General features: G+C 70.3%; 18 protein-coding genes and 1 pseudogene. 4 read left to right on the plus strand and 15 right to left on the minus strand.

What is annotated here, in order from left to right:
- Positions 1 to 59 precede the first annotated feature (59 nt).
- The gene (locus AQJ27_RS13470) at positions 60 to 767 is read left to right on the plus strand and encodes an ester cyclase (RefSeq protein ID WP_067367860.1); all 708 of its coding nucleotides are present in this window, start codon (positions 60 to 62) and stop codon (positions 765 to 767) included.
- A gap of 126 nt (positions 768 to 893) precedes the next feature.
- Here AQJ27_RS13470 and groL read toward each other — a convergent pair whose 3' ends face one another.
- The 4 genes from groL to AQJ27_RS13490 all read right to left on the minus strand — a co-directional run bounded on the left by groL (position 894) and on the right by AQJ27_RS13490 (position 4,897).
- On the minus strand, positions 894 to 2,516 hold the full coding sequence (gene groL, locus AQJ27_RS13475) for a chaperonin GroEL (protein ID WP_067366966.1): 1,623 nt from the start codon (positions 2,514 to 2,516) through the stop codon (positions 894 to 896).
- A 129-nt stretch (positions 2,517 to 2,645) separates the two neighbouring features.
- Positions 2,646 to 2,954, minus strand: coding sequence for a co-chaperone GroES (gene groES, locus AQJ27_RS13480; RefSeq protein ID WP_060901476.1), 309 nt, complete (start codon positions 2,952 to 2,954; stop codon positions 2,646 to 2,648).
- Positions 2,955 to 3,191: 237 nt separating this feature from the next.
- On the minus strand, positions 3,192 to 3,971 hold the full coding sequence (locus AQJ27_RS13485; RefSeq protein WP_067366969.1) for a polysaccharide deacetylase family protein: 780 nt from the start codon (positions 3,969 to 3,971) through the stop codon (positions 3,192 to 3,194).
- Positions 3,968 to 4,897, minus strand: coding sequence for a polysaccharide deacetylase family protein (locus AQJ27_RS13490; RefSeq protein ID WP_079064990.1), 930 nt, complete (start codon positions 4,895 to 4,897; stop codon positions 3,968 to 3,970). The genes AQJ27_RS13485 and AQJ27_RS13490 overlap by 4 nt, the downstream gene beginning before the upstream one ends.
- Positions 4,898 to 5,007: 110 nt before the next feature.
- Here AQJ27_RS13490 and AQJ27_RS13495 point away from each other — a divergent pair, with 110 nt between their 5' ends.
- A complete protein-coding gene (locus tag AQJ27_RS13495) occupies positions 5,008 to 6,195 on the plus strand; it encodes a THUMP-like domain-containing protein (RefSeq protein WP_067366974.1) in 1,188 nt (395 codons plus the stop codon).
- A 3-nt stretch (positions 6,196 to 6,198) separates the two neighbouring features.
- Here the strand turns inward: AQJ27_RS13495 and AQJ27_RS13500 are convergent, their stop codons facing one another.
- From AQJ27_RS13500 to AQJ27_RS13515, 4 genes are all read right to left on the minus strand, one after another.
- Positions 6,199 to 7,524 (minus strand): RNA polymerase sigma factor, encoded by a 1,326-nt coding sequence (locus tag AQJ27_RS13500; RefSeq protein WP_067366977.1) that lies wholly within the window; start codon positions 7,522 to 7,524, stop codon positions 6,199 to 6,201.
- Positions 7,525 to 7,594: 70 nt separating this feature from the next.
- Positions 7,595 to 7,951: a YciI family protein gene (locus AQJ27_RS13505; RefSeq protein WP_060901481.1), complete on the minus strand. Its 357-nt coding sequence runs from the start codon at positions 7,949 to 7,951 to the stop codon at positions 7,595 to 7,597.
- A gap of 143 nt (positions 7,952 to 8,094) precedes the next feature.
- A complete protein-coding gene (locus AQJ27_RS13510) occupies positions 8,095 to 8,673 on the minus strand; it encodes a Uma2 family endonuclease (RefSeq protein WP_067366980.1) in 579 nt (192 codons plus the stop codon).
- A 59-nt stretch (positions 8,674 to 8,732) separates the two neighbouring features.
- Entirely contained in the window at positions 8,733 to 9,605 is an 873-nt protein-coding gene (locus AQJ27_RS13515; protein ID WP_067366983.1) for a hypothetical protein, read from the minus strand.
- 351 nt (positions 9,606 to 9,956) lie between these two features.
- Between AQJ27_RS13515 and AQJ27_RS58615 the strand changes: the two are divergent.
- A pseudogene (locus AQJ27_RS58615) lies at positions 9,957 to 10,217 on the plus strand (class I SAM-dependent methyltransferase); the annotation flags it as partial.
- 163 nt (positions 10,218 to 10,380) lie between these two features.
- Positions 10,381 to 10,530 carry a hypothetical protein gene (locus tag AQJ27_RS58620; protein WP_235613606.1) on the plus strand — a complete coding sequence of 50 codons (150 nt, stop codon included), beginning with the start codon at positions 10,381 to 10,383 and terminating at the stop codon, positions 10,528 to 10,530.
- Here the strand turns inward: AQJ27_RS58620 and AQJ27_RS13525 are convergent.
- The 7 genes from AQJ27_RS13525 to AQJ27_RS13555 form a co-directional block, all read right to left on the minus strand.
- Positions 10,523 to 11,521 carry an LCP family protein gene (locus AQJ27_RS13525; protein WP_079064991.1) on the minus strand — a complete coding sequence of 333 codons (999 nt, stop codon included), beginning with the start codon at positions 11,519 to 11,521 and terminating at the stop codon, positions 10,523 to 10,525. The genes AQJ27_RS58620 and AQJ27_RS13525 overlap by 8 nt on opposite strands.
- Positions 11,522 to 11,723: 202 nt before the next feature.
- On the minus strand, positions 11,724 to 13,085 hold the full coding sequence (locus tag AQJ27_RS13530; protein WP_067366994.1) for an endo-1,4-beta-xylanase: 1,362 nt from the start codon (positions 13,083 to 13,085) through the stop codon (positions 11,724 to 11,726).
- A 100-nt stretch (positions 13,086 to 13,185) separates the two neighbouring features.
- Entirely contained in the window at positions 13,186 to 14,235 is a 1,050-nt protein-coding gene (locus tag AQJ27_RS13535; RefSeq protein WP_067366997.1) for a LacI family DNA-binding transcriptional regulator, read from the minus strand.
- A 112-nt stretch (positions 14,236 to 14,347) separates the two neighbouring features.
- The gene (locus AQJ27_RS13540) at positions 14,348 to 16,573 is read right to left on the minus strand and encodes a beta-xylosidase/alpha-l-arabinosidase (protein WP_079064959.1); all 2,226 of its coding nucleotides are present in this window, start codon (positions 16,571 to 16,573) and stop codon (positions 14,348 to 14,350) included.
- 54 nt (positions 16,574 to 16,627) lie between these two features.
- Entirely contained in the window at positions 16,628 to 17,392 is a 765-nt protein-coding gene (locus AQJ27_RS13545; RefSeq protein ID WP_235613602.1) for a carbohydrate ABC transporter permease, read from the minus strand.
- A 128-nt stretch (positions 17,393 to 17,520) separates the two neighbouring features.
- Complete coding sequence (locus AQJ27_RS13550) at positions 17,521 to 18,537, minus strand: carbohydrate ABC transporter permease (RefSeq protein WP_067367003.1); 1,017 nt, start codon at positions 18,535 to 18,537, stop codon at positions 17,521 to 17,523.
- A 9-nt stretch (positions 18,538 to 18,546) separates the two neighbouring features.
- Positions 18,547 to 19,848, minus strand: coding sequence for an extracellular solute-binding protein (locus tag AQJ27_RS13555; protein WP_067367867.1), 1,302 nt, complete (start codon positions 19,846 to 19,848; stop codon positions 18,547 to 18,549).
- Positions 19,849 to 19,864 lie beyond the last annotated feature (16 nt).

Genomic DNA, 19,864 nt, shown 5'->3' on the forward strand with positions numbered 1-19,864 from the left:
GTCCCTCCGGTGGGAAACTGAGGGTGTTCAACCGGACCCAGGGGGCCGGAGGCGACGCCATGACATTCGTACAGCTCATCGATTGCAGGACCAGCCGGTTCGACGAGATGAACCAGCTGATGGACACATGGGTCGAGAAGACCAGGGGCAAGCGGACCGCGACGCACAGTGTGATCGGCAAGGACCGCTCCGACGCGACCCACTTCATAGAGATCGTGGAGTTCCCCTCGTTCGAGGAGGCGATGCGGAACTCGCACCTCCCCGAGACCGACAGGATCTTCCAGGAGATGGTGGCGCTCTGCGACGGACTGCCGACGTTCACCGACCTGGACGTGGTGCGGGACGAGCAGCTGTTCGCGGCCAACATCCGCAGGTTCTTCGAGACGATGGCCGGCCCGGGTGAACTGCCGCCGCTCAACGGTCTGATGGTGGAGAGCTACCACGACCACGATCCCGCCAACGAGCAGGACACCATCGGCCTCGACGCGATGCGGCGCGAGATCGAGATGTGGCGCGGCGGATTCGACTTCACGTTCACCGTCGAGGACCAGCTCACCCAGGGCGACCGGGTCTGCACCCGGTGGGCCTGGAACGGCACCCACAAGGGCGACTTCATGGGGATCCCGGCGACCGGGAAGCAGGTCACCATGACCGGCACGACCGTCTTCCGCTGTCAGGAGGACGGGAAGATCGCCGAGGGCTGGTGGCAGTACGACCGGCTGGGGCTGTTGGCTCAGCTGGGGGCGCTGGACGCGCTGGAGCAGTAGTTCCGGCGGGCTGGTAGGTACCGGCTGGAGCGGTCGGAGCAGGTGGTGCCGGTCGGAGCGGGGGTACCGGGTACGGGAGAAGCCCCCGTTCCGTGCGGAACGGGGGCTTCTTCGGGAGTACGAGACTCAGTGGGAGTGCCCGTGGCCGTGACCGGCGTCGGCCTCCTCCTCGGCCGGCTTCTCGACGACCAGGGTCTCGGTCGTGAGGAGCAGGGAGGCGATGGAGGCGGCGTTCTCCAGGGCGGAGCGGGTGACCTTGACCGGGTCGATGACACCGGACTTGACCAGGTCGCCGTACTCGCCGGTGGCGGCGTTGAAGCCCTGGCCCTTGTCGAGCTCGGCGACCTTGGAGGTGATGACGTAACCCTCCAGGCCGGCGTTCTCGGCGATCCAGCGCAGCGGCTCGACGGCGGCCTTGCGGACGACCGCGACACCCGTGGCCTCGTCGCCGGTCTTGCCGAGGTTGCCCTCGAGGATCTTCACGGCGTGGACGAGCGCGGAGCCACCACCGGAGACGATGCCCTCCTCGACCGCGGCGCGGGTCGCGGAGATGGCGTCCTCCAGACGGTGCTTCTTCTCCTTGAGCTCGACCTCGGTGGCGGCGCCGACCTTGATCACGCACACGCCGCCGGCCAGCTTCGCGAGGCGCTCCTGGAGCTTCTCGCGGTCCCAGTCGGAGTCGGTGTTCTCGATCTCGGCCTTGATCTGGTTGACCCGGCCGAGGACCTCCTCGGAGTTGCCGCCACCGTCGACGATGGTGGTGTCGTCCTTGGTGACGGTCACACGGCGGGCGCTGCCCAGCACGTCCAGACCGACCTGGTCGAGCTTGAGGCCGACCTCCTCGGCGATGACCTGACCACCGGTGAGGGTGGCGATGTCGCCGAGCATGGCCTTGCGGCGGTCACCGAAGCCGGGGGCCTTCACGGCGACGGCGTTGAACGTGCCGCGGATCTTGTTCACGACCAGGGTCGACAGGGCCTCGCCCTCGACGTCCTCGGCGATGATCAGCAGCGGCCGGGAGGCGTTGGACTGGATGACCTTCTCCAGCAGCGGCAGCAGGTCCTGGATGGAGCTGATCTTGCCCTGGTGGATGAGGATGTACGGGTCGTCGAGGACGGCCTCCATACGCTCCTGGTCGGACACCATGTACGGCGACAGGTAGCCCTTGTCGAAGGCCATGCCCTCGGTGAAGTCGAGCTCCAGGCCGAAGGTGTTGGACTCCTCGACGGTGATGACACCGTCCTTGCCGACCTTGTCCATCGCCTCGGCGATGAGCTCGCCGACCTGCGGGTCCTGGGCGGACAGCGCGGCGACGGCCGCGATGTCGGACTTCTCCTCGATGGGGCGCGCGGTGGCGAGGAGCTCGTCCGAGACCGCCTTGACGGCCGCGTCGATGCCCTTCTTCAGCAGCGCCGGGGAGGCACCCGCGGCGACGTTCTTCAGGCCCTCGCGGACGAGCGCCTGGGCCAGCACGGTGGCGGTGGTCGTACCGTCACCCGCGATGTCGTTGGTCTTGGTCGCCACCTCCTTCACCAGCTGGGCGCCGAGGTTCTCGTACGGGTCGTCGAGCTCGACCTCGCGGGCGATGGTGACACCGTCGTTGGTGATGGTGGGTGCGCCGAACTTCTTGTCGATGACGACGTTGCGGCCCTTGGGGCCGATCGTCACCTTGACCGTGTCGGCAAGCTTGTTGACGCCGCGCTCGAGGGCGCGACGGGCGTCCTCGTCGAACTTCAGGATCTTCGCCATGGGAGCGATTCAGCCCTCTCGGAAAACTGGGGTGAACGAACCGCGCCCCCGACGCCCGGCTGGTTATGGTCGCGGGGGCCAGGGGCGCAGTTCACTGCAAAACTGGGTGGAACGGTGAAGCTGGGCGAACTACTTCTCGATGATCGCGAGCACGTCGCGAGCCGAGAGGACGAGGTACTCCTCGCCGTTGTACTTCACCTCGGTGCCGCCGTACTTGCTGTACAGCACGATGTCGCCGGTGCTGACGTCGAGCGGCAGGCGCTCGCCGTTCTCGAAGCGGCCCGGGCCCACGGCGAGGACGACGCCCTCCTGGGGCTTCTCCTTCGCGGTGTCCGGGATGACCAGGCCGGAAGCCGTGGTCTGCTCGGCGTCCAGCGGCTGGACCACAACACGGTCCTCGAGCGGCTTGATGGCAACCTTGGAGCTGGTGGTCGTCACGATCCGACCTCCCCCTTCGGAGATCTCACGGGGTTAACTGTCTGAGGTGGCGACCAGGTGGATCCGTCGTCGCGGGTGCCGGACCTGCCCGTCGCTATTGGCACTCTCCAGTGGGGAGTGCCAGGGCCGAGACTATGACCGCGATTAGCACTCGGTCAAGCGGAGTGCCAAAGCCTCCGGCGTGGCGTGGGGTTTTGGGCACCCGGCGCGCGTGTCGGCGTACCCCCAGCCGCATGGTCAGAGGTAGTTCTCAAGACGCGCCGGCGTGAAGCCCTCCGCCTGGATGCGTCGCAGGAGTCTGACCGTCGCCTCCGTGAGGTTGGGCTCCTCGAAGCCGGAGAGGATGTCACCCGGTCGCAGGCGGCGGGCGTCGGGCTCCCGGCCGAGGACGACGGCCGCGACCCCGCAGTCGGCGGCGGCGTGCAGCGTGGTGGTGTCGTAGGTGCCGTAGGGGGGACGGAAGAGCCTGGGGCGGACGCCGAATCGGGCCTTGAGCTTCTCCTGCTGGCCGCAGATCTCGGCCCGCTGGCCCGCGTACGGCAGTCCGCGCAGCGAGGCGTGGTGGAGGGTGTGGTTCTGCACGCTCGCGCCGACCGTCCGCAGCTGGGCGAAGTGCCCGTACCCCGGCCCGACGACACTGTCCGTGAGGAACATGCTGACCGGCAGCCGCAGTTCACGGACCATGTCGACGAACCGCGGATCGCGCTCGGCACCGTCGTCGTACGTCAGGAAGACCACCTTGTCGCGGGTGGGTACGCGGTCCACGACGGGAGCCAGCCCCGGCGCCGCACCGCGCAGGGCGGGCCGGGCGGGCCGCTGCGGCGGGGCGGCGAGCGGGGTGGGCAGCCCCCAGTGGCGGTACGTCGCCGGGGTCGGCCCCTCCGGCCTGGACCTGCGTACCTCCTGCGCGGCCTTCTTGCCCAGCCGTTCGATCGGGTCGACGGACTGGGCACAGCCGGTGCAGCCGGTCAGGAGCGCCGCGGTGAGCGCCCCCGCGACCAGCGCCCGCGTTCTCACAGGTAGTCCTCCAGCCGTGCCACCGCGTACCCCTTGTCGGTGACCAGCTTCAAAAAGCGGCGGATCATGTCGGGCATGGTGCCGTCCCAGTCCTCCCTGCCGCGGAAGTGGGTGAGGACGATGTCGCCGGGGTGCAGGTCGCGGTCCCAGTCGCGGTACTCCCAGTGGTCGACGAAGACCTCCTCGTCCCAGATGGGCGCGTACTTGATGCCACAGGACTTGGCGGCACGCAGGGTGTCCCGGTTGTAGTTGCCGTAGGGCGGCCTGAAGACCTTGGGGCGCTTGCCGAACTGCTTCTCCATGATGTCCTGCATGCCGCAGATCTCGTGCTGCTGCTCCTCGTACGACAGCCCCGGCAGGTAGGGGTGGGTGAGGGTGTGGTTGTTGAGGGTGACACCCCGGTCGCGCATCTTCCGGAAGTACCCGTAGTCGTCCTTGACCAGGTAGTTGCTCAGGAAGGCGGTGTACGGGATCTTCAGGTCGCTCATCATCCTGAGGAACGCCGGGTCCTTCTCGGAGCCGTCGTCGATGGTGAGGAAGACGACCTTGTCCTTGGTGGGGACGGTCGTGAAGACCGGCGGCAGGTCGAGCTCTTCCTGATCGGTGACCTCGAAGCCGTCGCGGGGTCCGATGACCGGCTTCCTCGCCGGGGCCGGCGGCGCGGCCAACGGGACCTTCGTGAGCCCCCAGTGCTTGGCCGCGACGGCCCGGGCGGCCTGCTGCGCGCGGAGTCTGGCGGCGTAGGAGTCGAGGGCGCGGGCCGGGGGCGCGTGCAGCGCCTGCTGGGGTCCCTCGACGGGACGGGCGCCGTTGGTGTCGTCGTCGGCGCAACCGGACGCGAGGGCGGCGACGGCGAGGACGGCCACCCCGCCCCACGCGCGCGCCCTCTTTGCGTTGTTTTTGTACTTTTGTCGTACTGATCGCATGGTGTCGGATCCTCGCAGGCCACCGCCCGTCCGGGGCTCCGACACCGCGACCGGGGGCGCACCGTCCACCGACTGGCCCACACCCACCCGCGCTGACCGACAATGGGCCGGTGAACGACGTCTCCTTCGCCTCTCTCCTCACCCCCGAGGGCCACGCCCTGCTCGACGAGGTGCGCGGCACCGAACCCGCCCAGGAGCTGGCCGTCGCCACCCGGCTGCGCCGCGACCACCCGGCCGAACTGGTCTCGGCCGCGCTCGGGCAGGCGCGGCTGCGGCAGCGGGCGGCGGCGAAGTTCGGCGCCGAGGACGCGGAGCGGATGTACTTCACCCCGAACGGGGTCGAGCAGTCGACGCGCACCACGGTCGCCACCCATCGCGCGCGGCGACTGCGGTCCCTGGGGGTGCGCTCGGTCGCCGACCTGTGCTCCGGCATCGGCGGCGACGCGATCGCGCTGGCCCGTGCCGGAATCCGCGTCCTCGCCGTGGACCGGGACCCGCTGACGGTGGCGGTGGCGCGCGCGAACGCCGAGGCGCTCGGGCTCGCCGAGCTGATCGAGGTGCGCGAGGCCGATGTCACGGAGGTCGACACACAGGCGTACGACGCGGTCTTCGTGGACCCGGCGCGGCGCGGCGGACGCGGCCGTATCTTCGATCCGGAGGCTTACTCGCCCCCGCTCTCCTGGGCGATCGCGACGGCTCTGAAGGCCCCGCTCGCCGCCCTGAAGATCGCCCCGGGCATCCCCCACGAGGCGGTCCCCGCCGAGGCCGAGGCCGAGTGGATCTCGGACGCCGGTGACGTGAAGGAGGCGGTGCTGTGGTTCGGCACCGAGCCGGGGCTGGTGCGGGCCACCCTGCTGCCCGGCCCGCGCGAGCTGCGCGGCCGCGGCCTGCCCGACCCCGCGGTGCGAGCGGTCGGGCGCTACCTGTACGAGCCCGACGGCGCCGTCATCCGGGCCCATCTGGTGGCCGAGGTCGCCGAGGAGGTCGACGGCGGCCTGGTCGACGAGACGATCGCGTACATCACGGCGGACGAACTGCGCCCGACACCGTACGCCTCCGCCTACGAGATCACCGACCGGCTTCCCTTCAACGTGAAGAAGTTGAAGGCGCTGCTGCGGGAGCGGGGGGTCGGGGTACTGACCGTGAAGAAGCGGGGGTCGGCGGTCGAGCCGGAGGAACTCCGCAAGAAGGCCCTGCCCAAGTCGCACGGCCCCCACTCGGCCACCGTCTTCCTGACCAGGGTCGCGGGGGCACCGACGATGCTGCTCGGCCACCCGGCCCAGCGGCACGCCTCCTAGGCCCTAGCGACACTCCCGCGCCCGCGTCTCCAGCAGCTCGCGTTCCCGTTCGTTGCGGGCCAGGCTCGCGGCTCGTTCGAACTCCGCGCGGGCCTCCGTCGTACGGCCGAGGCGGGCCAGCAGGTCGCCGCGGACGCTGGGCAGCAGGTGGTAGTCGCGCAGGGCCGGTTCGCCGGCCAGCCGGTCGACGATCTCCAGTGCCTGGGCGGGGCCCTCGGCCATGGAGACGGCGACGGCGCGGTTCAACTCGACCACGGGAGAGGGGGAACGGGCCGCCAGCAGCCCGTACAGGGTGGCGATCCGTTCCCAGTCCGTGTCCTCGTACGCGTACGCCTGGGCGTGGCAGGCGGCGATGGCGGCCTGGAGGGCGTACGGGCCAGGGGGGCCGGTGGTGACGGCGTTCGCCCGGCCGAGGGCGGCGAAGCCGCGGCGGATCAGCAGACGGTTCCAGCGGCGCCGGCTCTGGTCCTTGAGGAGGACGGGCTCGCCCGAGGGGCCGGTGCGGGCGGCGGCACGGGACTCCTGGAGTTCCAACAGGGACACCAACGCGTGCACTTCGGGCTCCTTGGGCATCAACTCGGCCAGCACGCGGGCCAGTCGCAGCGCGTCCTCGCACAGGGCGGGGCGCAGCAGGTCGTCGCCCGCCGTGGCCGCGTATCCCTCGTTGAAGACCAGGTAGATGACCTCGAGCACGGACCCGAGGCGGGCCTCGCGGTCCGAGCCGTAGGGGACCTCGAAGGGGACGCCCTTCGTCGCCAGGGTCCGCTTGGCGCGCACGATGCGCTGGGCGACGGTCGCCTCCGGGGCGAGGAAGGCGCGGGCGATCTCGGAGGTGGTCAGACCGCCGACCAGGCGCAGCGTGAGGGCGATGCGGGCCTCGGCGGAGAGGACGGGGTGGCAGGCGGTGAAGACGAGCCGCAGCAGGTCGTCGTCGATGTCGTCCGGGTCGGAGGGTTCGTCGAGGTGGTGCGGGGCGGTCACCGAGAGGTCCCGCCCCACCTCCGCCAGCTTGCGTGCGTACTGCTCCCGGCGGCGTACGAGATCGATCGCACGGCGCTTGGCCGTGGTCGTCAGCCAGGCGCCCGGGTTGTCCGGGACGCCGTCCCGCGGCCACTGCTCCAGCGCCGCGACCAGGGCGTCCTGCGCGAGCTCCTCGGCGATGCCGACGTCGCGGACGATGCGGGAGACGCCGGCGATGATGCGGGGCGACTCGATCCGGAAGATCGTCTCGACGGCTTCGACCGCTTCGACGGCTTCGCCGGCACCTCGGGCGGCCCCGGACGCGACGGGCTGCGTGACGGGCGTGACAGTGGGCTGCTGCTCTTCCACAACCCACCATCAGACACCCGCGTCGGCCGTGGGCCAAGGAACCGCTGCGGCATGATCCGCCGGACAGGTCCTAGCCCTCGGCGATCTCCCGCACCTCGCAGGTCACCGTCCAGTGCTCCTCGTGCACCTTCAGGAACCGCTTGGTCCACTCCAGGGCCTCGGCCATGTCCTTGCACTGCATGAGCGCGTAGCCGCCGACGACCTCCTTGGACTCGGTGAAGGGCCCGTCGGTGACGGACAGCTGCCCGCCCGACCAGTGCACCCGCTTGCCCTGGGCGGACGGCGTCAGCCCGGCGGTGTCGAGCATGACCCCCGCCTTGGTGATCTCCTCGATCAGCTCGCCCATCCGCTGCATCAGCTCCGGGCTCGGGCCCTCGGCGGGCGCGGTGCTCTCGTCGATCTGGACCAGCGACAGGTAACGCGGCATGGTGACTCCTCGTGTCCGTGGTGCCTCGGAGGCGGGGCTTCTCCCTGCCTCTCACCCGTGCGTCGAACGGGAGACACCGGTTTCGACACCGTCCCCGGATTTCTCTGGATTTTTTTCTCCCGGCGGGGTGAGGCGGCTACGGCTCAGTCGGCGAAGTCCTTGAGCTCCACGGTCTCCAGGGTAAAACCGACGGGGTCCGGCAGTTCGATGGCGGTGCCGTACGGACGAGTCGTGATGCAGCGGTACTGGCCGCCCTCGGGCTCTGCGTGGACGATGACGCTGCCCGCGTCCCTGTCGATCAGGAGATAGACGGGGATGCCCGCGGCGGCATAACCGTCGGGCTTGTCGATGTGATCACGCCGAACAGCGTCCCCGTCGTGCGAAGTGACCTCGACGGCCATCAGGACACCGTCCGAATCCGCCCACTCACGGGCCCCGACGAAATGCCGACGGGGTGCCAGGACGCCGTCCGCCTTCGCCCGTCCGTTGCGGTACTCCTCGATCTTCAGGCCTTGCTCCCCGTATAGCCAGAGATCGGGCCGGTGCTGCATGCAGATCTGCTGAAGCCAGGCGATGACCTCGTTGTGGTTACCGTCCGGCACGGGCTTGACCACGACCTTTCCGCTGATGAACTCCAGCCGCACAAGCTCGGGCGCGTTGCGGGCGAGCTCCTCGAATTCCTCGACGAGCATCTGGGGCCGGTCGGCAGTGCTGGGGGTCATGGCGTCGCCTCCTCCCCTCCATCCTGCCCCGGTCACGGGCGGACCGTGCTGCAAGGTCGTCATGTGCCTGCTCCTTTCTCCGTCTTGTCCATGCGGGTCCCGGTACGCAGGACGGCGCGCAGCCGTCCGGCATGGGCGCGCACCTCATCGACCGCGAGGGTCGGCCGCCCGCCCCAGCACCCCCCGCACAACCCGCCCCGCAGCTCGTCACCGTCCCCGCCCGGCTCCCCGCACGCCGTGCACACCACCTCGTACCGGGGCGCCGGTGACTGTGGCCGCGGCTCGGGCGGCGGGGGCAGTTTGGCGAGGAGTCGGGCGCGTACGAAGGCGTACGCGTGCGCCACGCGCTCCGGGAGCCCCGCCGTCAGCGCCTGGACGAGCTGTGCCTCACCCGCGCCCCGCGCGAACCACTCGGCGGCCTCCTCCTCCAGCGCCGCGCACTCCCCCGCCGACAGCGTGAGCCGGGCGTCGATCCGGCCGAGCCGGGCCAGCGCGCCGTACGCCGTCGAGCGCGCCGCCTGCGCCACGGGCCGCTCGGTCACCGGCGTCCGCCCGGCGAGGAAGGCGTTCCACCAGGCGTCGTCGTGCGCGGTGCGCGAGAAGAAGGTGTGCCAGACCCAGCGGGGGCAGCCGTCGACGGTGACGGGGCGGCGTACGCGGCGCAGATGGCCCGCCGCCGAGAGGTTGTTGAGGGCGGTGGCCAGGGCGCACTGGCCGTACGGGAGGTGCTTGGCGAGGGTCTTGATGGAGAGGTCCGACTCGTCGGCGAGCCGGTCGATGTACGTCGCGATCGATGCCTCGCGGGTGGGCAGATGCGCGAAGTCGCGACCCGTACGGGGGGTTTGATCGGGCGCCGACCGTTTTCCGTAGCCCGGATTGGCCAGGGGATGGGCGGAGGGGCGCGGGGCAGCACTAAGCTGGGCGACAGCCATGAGTCGAAACGTCTCTTTCGGTCTCGGTGGTCAGACCCCCGCGCGGTGCTGAGAACACCCACGGGGGTCGATGCTTTCCCGGCGCACGCTACACGTCCGCCACGCTCCGCCGCGACCCGATCACGAAAAGTCATCACCCCTGGCCGGAGCGGCACTTGGGCCGCCGGACAGGGAGGGTGGGCGGGTAGGGCCTCCCGCCCAATCCATACAAAAGCGTCTCGAATCCCGACCCCCGAAGCTCAAGTCCCGGCGAACGGGGCGCAGACGTGCTCGCGGAAGCGCGGGGCTGACCCGGGGGCCGGGTGGGCAGGTTCCTGTATGCCCTTCGATCACAACGATCACTACCACCGGATGCTGCTGCGGAAGTTGCCGAAGCACGGGCGTACCGCTCTCGACGTCGGCTGTGGCACCGGGGGTTTCGCGCGGCGGATGGCGGCGCGGGGCTATGAGGTCGACGCCGTCGATCCGTCCGCCGAGGTGATCGCCGCGGCGCAACGGATCGGGGGCGGCCCTCGGTTCCGGCGAACGGACATCGCCTCCGCCGGGCTGCCGAAGGGGCACTACGACGTCATCACCTGCCTGGCGAGCCTGCATCACATGCCGTTCGGCACGGTGACCAGGTTCCGGGAGGCGCTCGCGCCCGGCGGGGTGCTGCTGGTGCTGGGCTGCTACGCGGGAATCAGCTGGTGGGACCTCGCCGCCGTGCCCGCCAACGCCGTGGCGCGGGCGGGGGTGGCGATGGGCGAGCGGCTGCGCGGAAGCGAAGCCGTGCCCCGTGCGGGCGCCGGTGCGCGAGCCGCGGATGTCGCTGGCGGACGTCCGGAGCGAGGCGGACCGGCTGCTGCCCGGCTCCCGCGTCCGCCAACTCCTCTACTGGCGTTATCTGTTGACGTACCGGGTCGGCGGGGTCGACCGGGTCACTTGAGCGAGGCCCACAGGTCGCTCGCCTCCGGCTCGTCGGCGACCACCCGGTTGGGGTTCGACGGGGCCGTCACCACCGGCATGGTGATCGTCTTGACCTTGTCGGAGGAGAGGGACTTCAGACTCTGGCCGAGCTTCATCAGTTCGCCGAGCGAGTCGAGCCCCGTGTCCGTCGTCAGACTGCCGGTGACGGCGTCGGCGACCTTGTAGAGCTTGGCGGGGTCGGTCAGCAGGGACGTCGACGCCATCTGTTCCAGCAGTGCCTTCACCAGCTTCTGCTGGAGGCCTATGCGCCCGAGGTCGCTGCCGTCGCCTATGCCGTGCCGGGTGCGGGCAAGCGCCAGGGCCTGGGTGCCGCCCAGGTGGTGCGTGCCCGCCTTCAGGTGCAGATGGCTCTTGTCGTCGTCGATGTTCTGGTCCGTCGTGACCGTGACGCCGCCGAGCGCGTCCACCAGCTTCGCGAAGCCGGAGAAGTCGATCTCGATGTAGTGGTCCATGCGGACGTCGGTGAGGGACTCGACGGTCTTCACCGCGCAGACCGGACCGCCCACCGAGTACGCGCTGTTGAACATCGCGTTGTACGCCACCGAGGTCGTCCCGCCGGACGAGGTCGGGCACGACGGACGGGTCACCAGGGTGTCCCGGGGGATGCTCACCACCGTCGCCTCGGTGCGACCCTCGTCGATGTGGACGACCATCGCCGTGTCGGAGCGGGCGCCCGAGCTGTCACCGCCCCCGAGCGTGGCGTTCGCCTTCCCGCTGCGCGAGTCGGAGCCGAGGACCAGGATGTTCACGGCGCCGCTCGGCAGCGGGGCGGCCGAGGCGGACGCGGACGCCGACGGGGCCGACACCGCCTTCGCCGGACGGTCGTCGCCCAGCGCGCTGTTGATGTCCACGCTCTTGATGTTCTGGTTCAGATGCCAGTAGACCCAGCCCGCCCCCGCCGCGGAGAGCACGAGGACGCCGGCGAGCGTGATGCCGGCGGCTTTCAGCAGACCTCTCCGCCGTCCGGCACGTCTCGCGGCGCCCTCGTTCCCGTCCCCGCTCTCGACCCCGTTCCAGTCTCCGCGCCCGGCCCCATGTCCGCCCCCGCGCTCCTCTTCTGCAGTCACGCGGAGGAACGTAAGTCCGAATTATTACGAGCAGGAACCTCTTCTGGGGTTTCCTTCGGAAAATCTCAGACTTCTCACGCCACCCTCAGCCCAGCGTCACCGTGGGCACCGGATTGCTTCCGCTCCATGACGCGTTGAACCCGAACGTCACTGATCCGCCGTTCGGTACCGTTCCGTTGTAGGAGGCGTTCGCGCACGTCACCACCGCACCGGACTGGGTGCAGTCGGCGTTCCAGGCCTGAGTGATCCGCTGGCCCGCGCCGTAGGTCCAGTTCACCTTCCACGACGACAGCGCGGCCCCGGAACAGGCGATCCTCACCTGCCCCGTGAACCCCGTGTTCCACTGGCTCTGGACGCTGTACGCCGCCGTGCAGGCACCCGTGGGCGGTGGTGTCGTGGTCCCGCCCAGCGAGCCCGCGATCGCGTAGTACGCCGGTTTCGGCACGTAGTTCTCGTCGTACGGGGTCGCCGCGCCGTAGCCGGAGAAGACGTCCGGGATCCAGGAGTCGGAGTCGGTGAAGCCCCAGACGGTGACGCCGTAGCACCGGGACACCGCCACGCACGCGTCGAACACGGACTTGTAGTCGGCGGCCTGCTGCGCCAGCTTCGTGCTGTCGGAGGGGAGTTGCATACGGATGTCCAGCTCCGTGATCGCCACGTCGACGCCGAGGTCGGCGAAGCGCTGGATGTTCTGCTGGAGCGTGGACGGCACCTGGCCGAGGATGAGGTGGGCCTGGAGGCCGACCCCGTCGATCGGAACGCCGCGCTCCTTCAGCGACTTGACCAGGTTGTAGAGGGCGGTGCTCTTGGCGCCCACGCCCTCGACGTTGTAGTCGTTGATGTAGAGCTTGGCGCTCGGGTCGGCCGCGTGCGCCCAGGTCAGGGCCTGGGCGATGTAGTCGGAGCCGAGGCCGTTGTACCAGAGGGTCGAGCGGTAGGTGCCGTCCTCGTTGAAGGGCTCGTTCACCACGTCCCAGGCGGCCAGCTTGCCCTTGTAACGGGTGACCTCGGTGTTGATGTGGTCCTGGAGGAGGGCGCTGAGCTGGGCGGACGTCCAGGTGCCGTTCGTCAGCCAGCTCGGGTTCTGGCTGTGCCAGACCAGCGTGTGGCCGCGCACCTGCTGGTTGTGGGCCTGCGCGAAGGCCACGATCTGGTCGGCCTCGGCCCAGTTGTAGGTGCCCCGGGTGGGCTCGACGGTCTCCCACTTCATGGCGTTGCCGGGAGTGAGCGAGTTGAACTGGGCCCCGGCGATGTCGCCGTACGTCCCCGTCAGCTTGGACCCGGTGACGGCGGTGCCGATGACCTTGCCCTTGGCGGCGGCGAGGTCGCGCAGCGGGGTGTCGGCCGCGTGGGCGGTCGTTGCGACCGCGAGTAGGGCGCCCACCATCGCGCCGCCGGTGAGGAGCGCCGTGAGGCGCGCACGTAAGGAAGTTCGGGAGGTTCTCATTGCGGGTGCCTCCGAAAGTTTCGGTCGTGCAACCGATTGACTTCGGAGAGTGTCAGGCCATGCGCCCCACTCGTCAATAACAGGAACAGCAATCCGTTCCCTATGCCGGAGCCGCCCCCGTACTGCTGCGCACCACCAGACTCGTCGCCAGCTCCACCCTGGTTCCCGCCGCCGGCCGCTCCTCGCGCCCCAGCTCCAGCACCAGCTTGGCCGCCGCCTCCGCCATCTCCGTCAGCGGCTGTCGTACGGTCGTCAGCGGCGGCCCGACCCAGCGCGCCACCGGCAGATCGTCGAACCCCACGACGCTCAGGTCCTCCGGGATGCGCAGGCCCAGCTCGCGGGCGGCCTCGTACAGGCCGAGCGCCTGGAGGTCGTTGCCGGTGAAGACGGCCGTCGGGCGGTCGGGGCGGCGCAGCAGGTCGAGGCCCAGCCGGTAGCCGTCCTCGTGGTGGAAGTTGCCGGTCCTGATCAGCTCCGGGTCCACCGGCAGTCCCGCCGTCTCCAGCGCCGCCCGGTATCCGTCGACGCGCGCACGGCTGCACATCATCCGAGAGGGCCCGCTGATCGCGCCGATCCGCCGGTGCCCCAGGTCGACGAGATGGCGGGTCGCGGCCAGCCCGCCGTGCCAGTTGGTGGCGCCGATGGACGGCACGTCGTCGCCCGGGTCGCCCGCCGGGTCCATCACCACGAACGGGATGGACCTGCTGGTCAGCAGCGCGCGCTGGGACTCGTCCAGCCGGGACAGCACGAGGATCACGCCGTGCGGACGGCGGGCGGCGACCTGGTCGGCCCAGGTCCGCCCGGGGGTCAGCCGTCCCGCGCTCTCCGAGAGGACGACGCTCAGCCCCTCGTCCCGGGCCACGTTCTCGACGCCCCGGATCACCTCCATCGCCCAGGCGCTCTCCAACTCGTGGAAGACCACGTCGATGAGGGGCGAGCGGGCCGCCTCGGCCCGGCGGCGCCGGTAGCCGTACGCGCGCAGCAGCTCCTCGACCCGGGTGCGGGTGGCCGGGGCGACATCGGCCCGGCCGTTGAGCACCTTCGAAACAGTCGGAGCGGACACGCCGGCCTCCCGGGCGATCTCGGCGAGGGTCGCGGTACCCGAGGAACGGTCCGCCATCCGATTCTCCACGGGCTTCGCGGGATTCATGGGCGCGATCGTATCCCCGGGTGCACGCCGGGCGACCCCTCTCCGACCTCAGTAAGGTCCGTAACATTCGGAGACTGGCGAGAAACATTCGGCCACCGTGGGAACCGACGGCTCACTTCACGCGCACCTCGCACCGCATCCGCCGCTCCCGGCCCACCACCCGCTCGGGCCCGGTCAGTGTCACCGGCACCGCGTACCGCACCTCGCCCTCGGCGCTGGACGCCCCCAACCGCAGCTCCAGCTCCCCCGGTTCGACGATCCGGTCGCCGTCCGGGCCGGTGTACGCGGCCAGGTCCGCCGGGACCGTGAAGTGGACCTCCGCCGACGCGCCCGCCTCCAGCGGCACCCGCGCGTAGCCCACCAGCCGGGCCACCGGCCGCGCCACCTTGCCGACCGGGTCGTGGAGATAGAGCTGCACGACCTCGGTTCCGGCCCGCTCCCCCGTGTTGCGGACGGTCAGCCGCAGGGTCGTCTCGCCGTCCGTCGGGAACGCGGTGTCGTCGACCGACGGCGTCTGCCAGTCGTAGGTCGTGTAGGACAGCCCGTGTCCGAACGGGAACAGCGGCGTCGGGTCGAGGTTGCTGGCCTCGCCGCGCTGTCCGAGCGGCGGGGCGAGATACGTCCACGGCTGCCCGGCCCGCTCGCGCGGCACGCTCACCGGGAGCCGCCCCGACGGGTTCACCCGCCCGGACAGCACCCCGGCCACCGCGGGACCCCCCTCCTGTCCCGCGAAGAACGCCTGCACCACCGCCGCGCACCGGTCCGCCCAGCGCCCGAGCGCGTACGGCCGCCCCGACAACACCACCAGCACGACCGGTGTCCCGGAGGCCAGCGTCTTGTCGACCAGTTCTCCCTGTCCCTCGGGCAGTTCGAGATCGGCCGCGTCGCACCCCTCGCCCGAGGTGCCCCGCCCGAACAGCCCCGAGCGGTCGCCGACCGCGACCACGCACACGTCGGCGGCCACCGGATCGTCGGTGAACTCCACGTCCGGCAGCTCGGCGCGCAGCGCCTCCAGCAGCGTCGGCACGTCCACCCCCATCTCGACCTCGGGGTGGTCGAGGAGGACATGGCGGGGGAAGGTGTAGCAGCCGAGCATGGCCGCGGGATCGTCGGCGAGCGGACCGAGCACGGCGATCCGCCGCACCCCGGACGCCAGCGGCAACGTACCCCCGTTGGCCAGCAGGACGACCGACTCCTCCGCCAGCTGCCGGGCCAGCGTCCGCATGTGCGGCGGATCGAGATCGGCGGAAGCGGAGTCGGCGGGCGGCGCCCAGTCGGGATCCAGCAGCCCCAGTTCGCACTTCTGCGTCAGCACCCGCAGCGCGGCCCGGTCCACGAACTCCTCGTTGAGGGGCCCGGCGCCGTAGCAGCGCACGGCGGGCAGTTCGACGTCCACGCCCGCCGCGAGCGCGAGCCCGGCCGCCCCGGCGGGCGAGTCGGTGAGCCCGTGCGCTGTCTCCAGGAAGGACACCCCGAAGTAGTCGGCCACGACCGTGCCGGTGAACTGCCACTCCTCCCGCAGGAGTTCGGTGAGTAGTCGGCGGTGCGCGTGGGCGGGCAGCCCGTCGAGGTCGTTGTACGAGGCCATCACCGACCGCGCGCCGCCCTCCCGTACGGCCATTTCGAACGGTGGCAGGATGACGTCCGCCAGTTCGCGCGGGCCGAGCGAGGCGGGCGCGTGGTTGCGGGCGCCGCGGGAGGCCGAGTAGCCGGCGAAGTGCTTGAGGGTGGCGACGACACCCGCCGACTCCAGGCCCTGGACATAGGCGGTGCCGACGGTCGCCACGAGGTAGGGGTCCTCTCCGATCGACTCCTCCGTGCGGCCCCAGCGGGGATCGCGTACGACGTCGAGGACCGGGGCGAGGCCCTGGTGGACGCCGACCGAGCGCATCGAGGCGCCGATCGCCGCCGCCATCTCCTTCACCAGGGCCGGGTCGAAGCTCGCGCCCCAGGCGAGCGGGGTCGGGAAGACGGTCGCCCGCCAGGCCGTGAACCCGGTGAGGCACTCCTCGTGGGCGAGCGCCGGCAGCCGGAAGCGGTTCGCGGAGCGGATGCGTTCCTGGAGGGAGGCGAGGCGGGCGGCGCCCTCGGCCGGGTCGACCGGCGCGGTGCCGAAGGGGCGGGTCAGCTGGCCGAGCCCGTGCGGGAGCAGCCGCGTCAGGTCGATGTCCTCGGACAGGGCGTGCTGCAGCGGCGCCATGTCCCGGCCCGGGGTCTCGTTCGAGCCGGGCCACACGCTGTAGAGCTGGGCGACCTTCTCTTCCGTGGTCATACGGGCGAGCAGGTCGGCGGCGCGGACGCCTGCGGGCAGAGCCGGGTCCTGCCAGGGGTCGGTCATGTAACTCCTCACGTATACAAGGCGGTAAGGCCGCCTCATAGGGCGGTAAGGCCGTCAGCCCTTGGTCGCGCCGAGCGTGATGCCGCCGATCAGCTGTCGTTCGGCGACCGCGTAGAAGGCCAGGGCGGGCGCCATGGCGAGGACCAGGTACGCGAAGATGCGGGCCAGGTCGGAGGCGTACTGGCCCTGGAACTGCTGGATGCCGACGGGGACGGTCCACCAGGTGGGTTCGCTGAAGACGAGCAGCGGGAGCAGGAAGTTGTTCCAGCTGCCCACGATGGCGAGGACGGAGACGGTGCCGAGCGCCGGGCGGGCCAGCGGCAGCAGGATGCGCCAGAAGAAGCCGAACGGGGAGCAGCCGTCGAGGGTGGCGGCCTCCTCCAGTTCGCCGGGGATCTCCCGGAAGAAGCCGCGCAGGATGACGATCGTCATGGGCAGGCCGAACGCGGCCTGGGGCAGGATCACACCCCAGGGGTTGTCCAGCAGTCCGAAGGTGCGCAGCAGGATGAACAGCGGCAGGATCGCCACCGCGAAGGGGAACATCAGCCCCATCGTGAAGACGGTGAAGAGCACTTCCCTGCCCCGGAAGGCGAACCGGGCGAGCGCGTAGGCGGCGAGCGCCGACGCCCCCACGGTCAGCAGGGCGGTGGCGACCGCGATGAGGGTGCTGCTGCCGACGGACCGCCAGAACGGTCCCGAGCCGAGCAGCGAGGTGTAGTTCGAGGTCACCCAGGGGTGGGGAAGGCCGAAGGTGTTGCTGGAGAGCTGGTCGGTGGACTTGAAGCCGGAGACCAGGGCGTACAGCAGTGGGGTCACCATGACCGCGCCGACCAGCCACAGGGTCACGTACACGGGCAGCGTGCGCAGCCTGCGACGGCGTACGACACTCTTCGGGACCGTGTTCTTCGGGACCGTGTTGTCCCCGACCGTGCTCTTCACGACCGCGCTCATCGGTTCGCTCGCATGGTGGTGATGGCTCCCTCTGTGTCGCGGCGCAGCACGAAACGCTGGTAGGCGAGGGCGAAGACGAGGCTGATCAGGAACATCGCCACGCTGATCGCGCTGGCGTATCCCATCTGGTAGCGCTTGAAGCCGTACTGGAACATGCTGATGACCATGGTTTCGGAGTGGTGGTCGGGACCGCCCGCGGAGATCACCCACACCAGGTCGAAGAGCTGGATGGCGCCGATCACGGACAGGAACACGCTGATCCGCAGGGTCGGCGCGAGCAGCGGGAGCGTGACGTGGCGGAAGCGCTGCCAGCTGCCGGCGCCGTCGATGCGTGCCGCCTCGTGCAGCTCCGCCGGGATGCCCTGGAGGCCTGCCAGGTAGAGCATCATGTGGAAGCCGAAGTACTTCCAGGTCATGACCAGGAAGAGGGTGGGCAGGACGGTGTTCTGGCCCGCGAACCAGAGCCCGCCCAGGCCGTCGAGACCGACCGCGCCGAGGATCTTGTCGGCGAGTCCGTCGCCCGGCGCGAAGATCATGCTGAACAGCACGCCGGTGATGACCTCGGACAGGATGTACGGCGCGAAGAACAGCATCCGGTAGACGGCCCGGCCGCGCAGTCTCTGGTTGAGCAGCACGGCCATGGCGAGCGCGAACGGCAGCTGGAGGACGAGGGAGAAGGCGATGAGCAGGAAGCCGCGCCACAGGTCCCCGAGGAACACCGGGTCGTGGAAGAGCCGGGTGTAGTTGTCGAACCCCACGGAGTCGGTGGGCGAGCCGAATCCGCCCCAGTTGAAGAAGCTGACGTAGAAGGCGTAGCCCATCGGCAGGAGGACGAGCATCCCGAACAGGGCGAGCGCCGGGACCGTGAAGACGAAGGCCGCGAACCAGTCGCGCACGCGCCGCAGGGCGGGACGGCGGGGCCCGCCGCCCGGTGAAACGGCCGTCGCGCCGGTCGGCTTGCCGAGATCGGGCACATACGTCGACGTGGTCGAGGCCGAGGTCGAGTGCGTCATCGCCGGCCGCTAGCTCTTCTCGCTCTTGGCGACCTGGGTCACCGAACGCGTGACCTGCTCGGGCGACTTGGAGCCCGCGATGAGCGCGGCGACGCTGTCGTTGATCTCCTGGCCGACGGCGGGGGCGTAGGCCTGGTCGAGGTAGAGCTGGAAGCCGGTGGCGTTGTTCAGGGCGTCCGACACGGCGGTGAGGTTGGGGTCGGTCAGCGCGGGGCGCGCGTCCTTGGACACCGGTATCAGGCCGGTCTCCTTGACGAGGGTCTCGGCGAACTGCTTCTCGGCGAAGAACTTCAGGAACTCCACCGCCGCGTCCGGCGCCCCCTTGCGCACCGCGTGGCCGCCGCCCCCGCCGAACACCTCGGTGAGCGCGCCCTTTCCGCCCTCCACGGAGGGGAAGGAGAAGAAGCCGAGATCGGCGCCGAGGCCCTTGCCGGACGACTTCTCGACGCTCGGCGCCCACTGGCCCATCAGCTCCATGGCCGCCTTGCCGTTGCCCATGGTGGCGGCCTGGCCGTTGGGCTCGGAGTAGGCGGCGCCGAGGACCCCCTTCTGGAAGGGTTCGAGCGCGACGAGGTCCTTGAGGTGCTGGCCGGCCGTGACGAACCCGGCGCCGGTGAAGTCGGCGTCGGTGGCGGCCTTCTGCATCGCCTCCAGTCCGGCGACGCGCATCGACAGGTACGCCCAGTAGTACATGCCGGGCCACTTCTCCTTGCCGGCCAGCGCGATGGGCGTGATCCCGGCGCTCTTGAGTGCCTTGACGGCGTCGAGGTAGCCGGACCAGGTGGTGGGCGGGGTGTCGATCTTGGCCTTCTTGAAGAGCGCCTTGTTGTACCAGAAGCCGACCATGCCGATGTCGAACGGGACCGCGTACGTCTTCTTGTCGAACTGGTAGGCCGCCAGCGAGGCGGGCACATAGTCCTTCGTCCAGGAGGCGGTCTTGTCGGTCAGGTCCTCGACCAGACCCGCGTCGATCTGCTGCTTGAGGACTCCGCCGCCCCAGGTGTGGAAGACGTCCGGCAGTTTCCCGGACGTGGTCAGCGCGGTCATCTTGGACTTGTACGCCTCGTTCTCCAACGTGACGATCTTGACCTTCACATCCGGGTGCGCGGCCTCGAAGTCCTTGGCGCGCTGGGCCCACAGCTTCTTCGCCGGGTCGGTGGTGGTGATGTTCCACCACTCGATCGTGGTCTTGCCCGAACTGTTCCCGCTGTCGGAGGAACCGCACGCACTCAGGGCGGCCGCCCCCAGTCCGGTCGCCGCGGATGCCGCCAGGAACCTCCGGCGGGAGAAAGAGGTGTAGGTGTCGCCCAACGCTCGCATCGCACAC

This window comes from Streptomyces olivochromogenes, assembly GCF_001514115.1.
Classification (GTDB): Bacteria; Actinomycetota; Actinomycetes; order Streptomycetales; family Streptomycetaceae; genus Streptomyces; species Streptomyces olivochromogenes.

Bases quoted from the DNA above. Each gene is read 5' to 3' on its own strand.
- AQJ27_RS13470 (WP_067367860.1), top strand. From the start codon at position 60: ATGACATTCGTACAGCTCATCGATTGCAGGACCAGCCGGTTCGACGAG.
- groL (WP_067366966.1), bottom strand. From the start codon at position 2,516: ATGGCGAAGATCCTGAAGTTCGACGAGGACGCCCGTCGCGCCCTCGAG.
- AQJ27_RS13490 (WP_079064990.1), bottom strand. From the start codon at position 4,897: ATGCGATCAGTACGACAAAAGTACAAAAACAACGCAAAGAGGGCGCGC.
- AQJ27_RS13505 (WP_060901481.1), bottom strand. From the start codon at position 7,951: ATGCCGCGTTACCTGTCGCTGGTCCAGATCGACGAGAGCACCGCGCCC.
- AQJ27_RS13510 (WP_067366980.1), bottom strand. From the start codon at position 8,673: ATGACCCCCAGCACTGCCGACCGGCCCCAGATGCTCGTCGAGGAATTC.
- AQJ27_RS13515 (WP_067366983.1), bottom strand. From the start codon at position 9,605: ATGGCTGTCGCCCAGCTTAGTGCTGCCCCGCGCCCCTCCGCCCATCCC.
- AQJ27_RS13530 (WP_067366994.1), bottom strand. From the start codon at position 13,085: ATGAGAACCTCCCGAACTTCCTTACGTGCGCGCCTCACGGCGCTCCTC.
- AQJ27_RS13535 (WP_067366997.1), bottom strand. From the start codon at position 14,235: ATGAATCCCGCGAAGCCCGTGGAGAATCGGATGGCGGACCGTTCCTCG.
- AQJ27_RS13540 (WP_079064959.1), bottom strand. From the start codon at position 16,573: ATGACCGACCCCTGGCAGGACCCGGCTCTGCCCGCAGGCGTCCGCGCC.
- AQJ27_RS13545 (WP_235613602.1), bottom strand. From the start codon at position 17,392: ATGGTGACCCCACTGCTGTACGCCCTGGTCTCCGGCTTCAAGTCCACC.
- AQJ27_RS13550 (WP_067367003.1), bottom strand. From the start codon at position 18,537: ATGACGCACTCGACCTCGGCCTCGACCACGTCGACGTATGTGCCCGAT.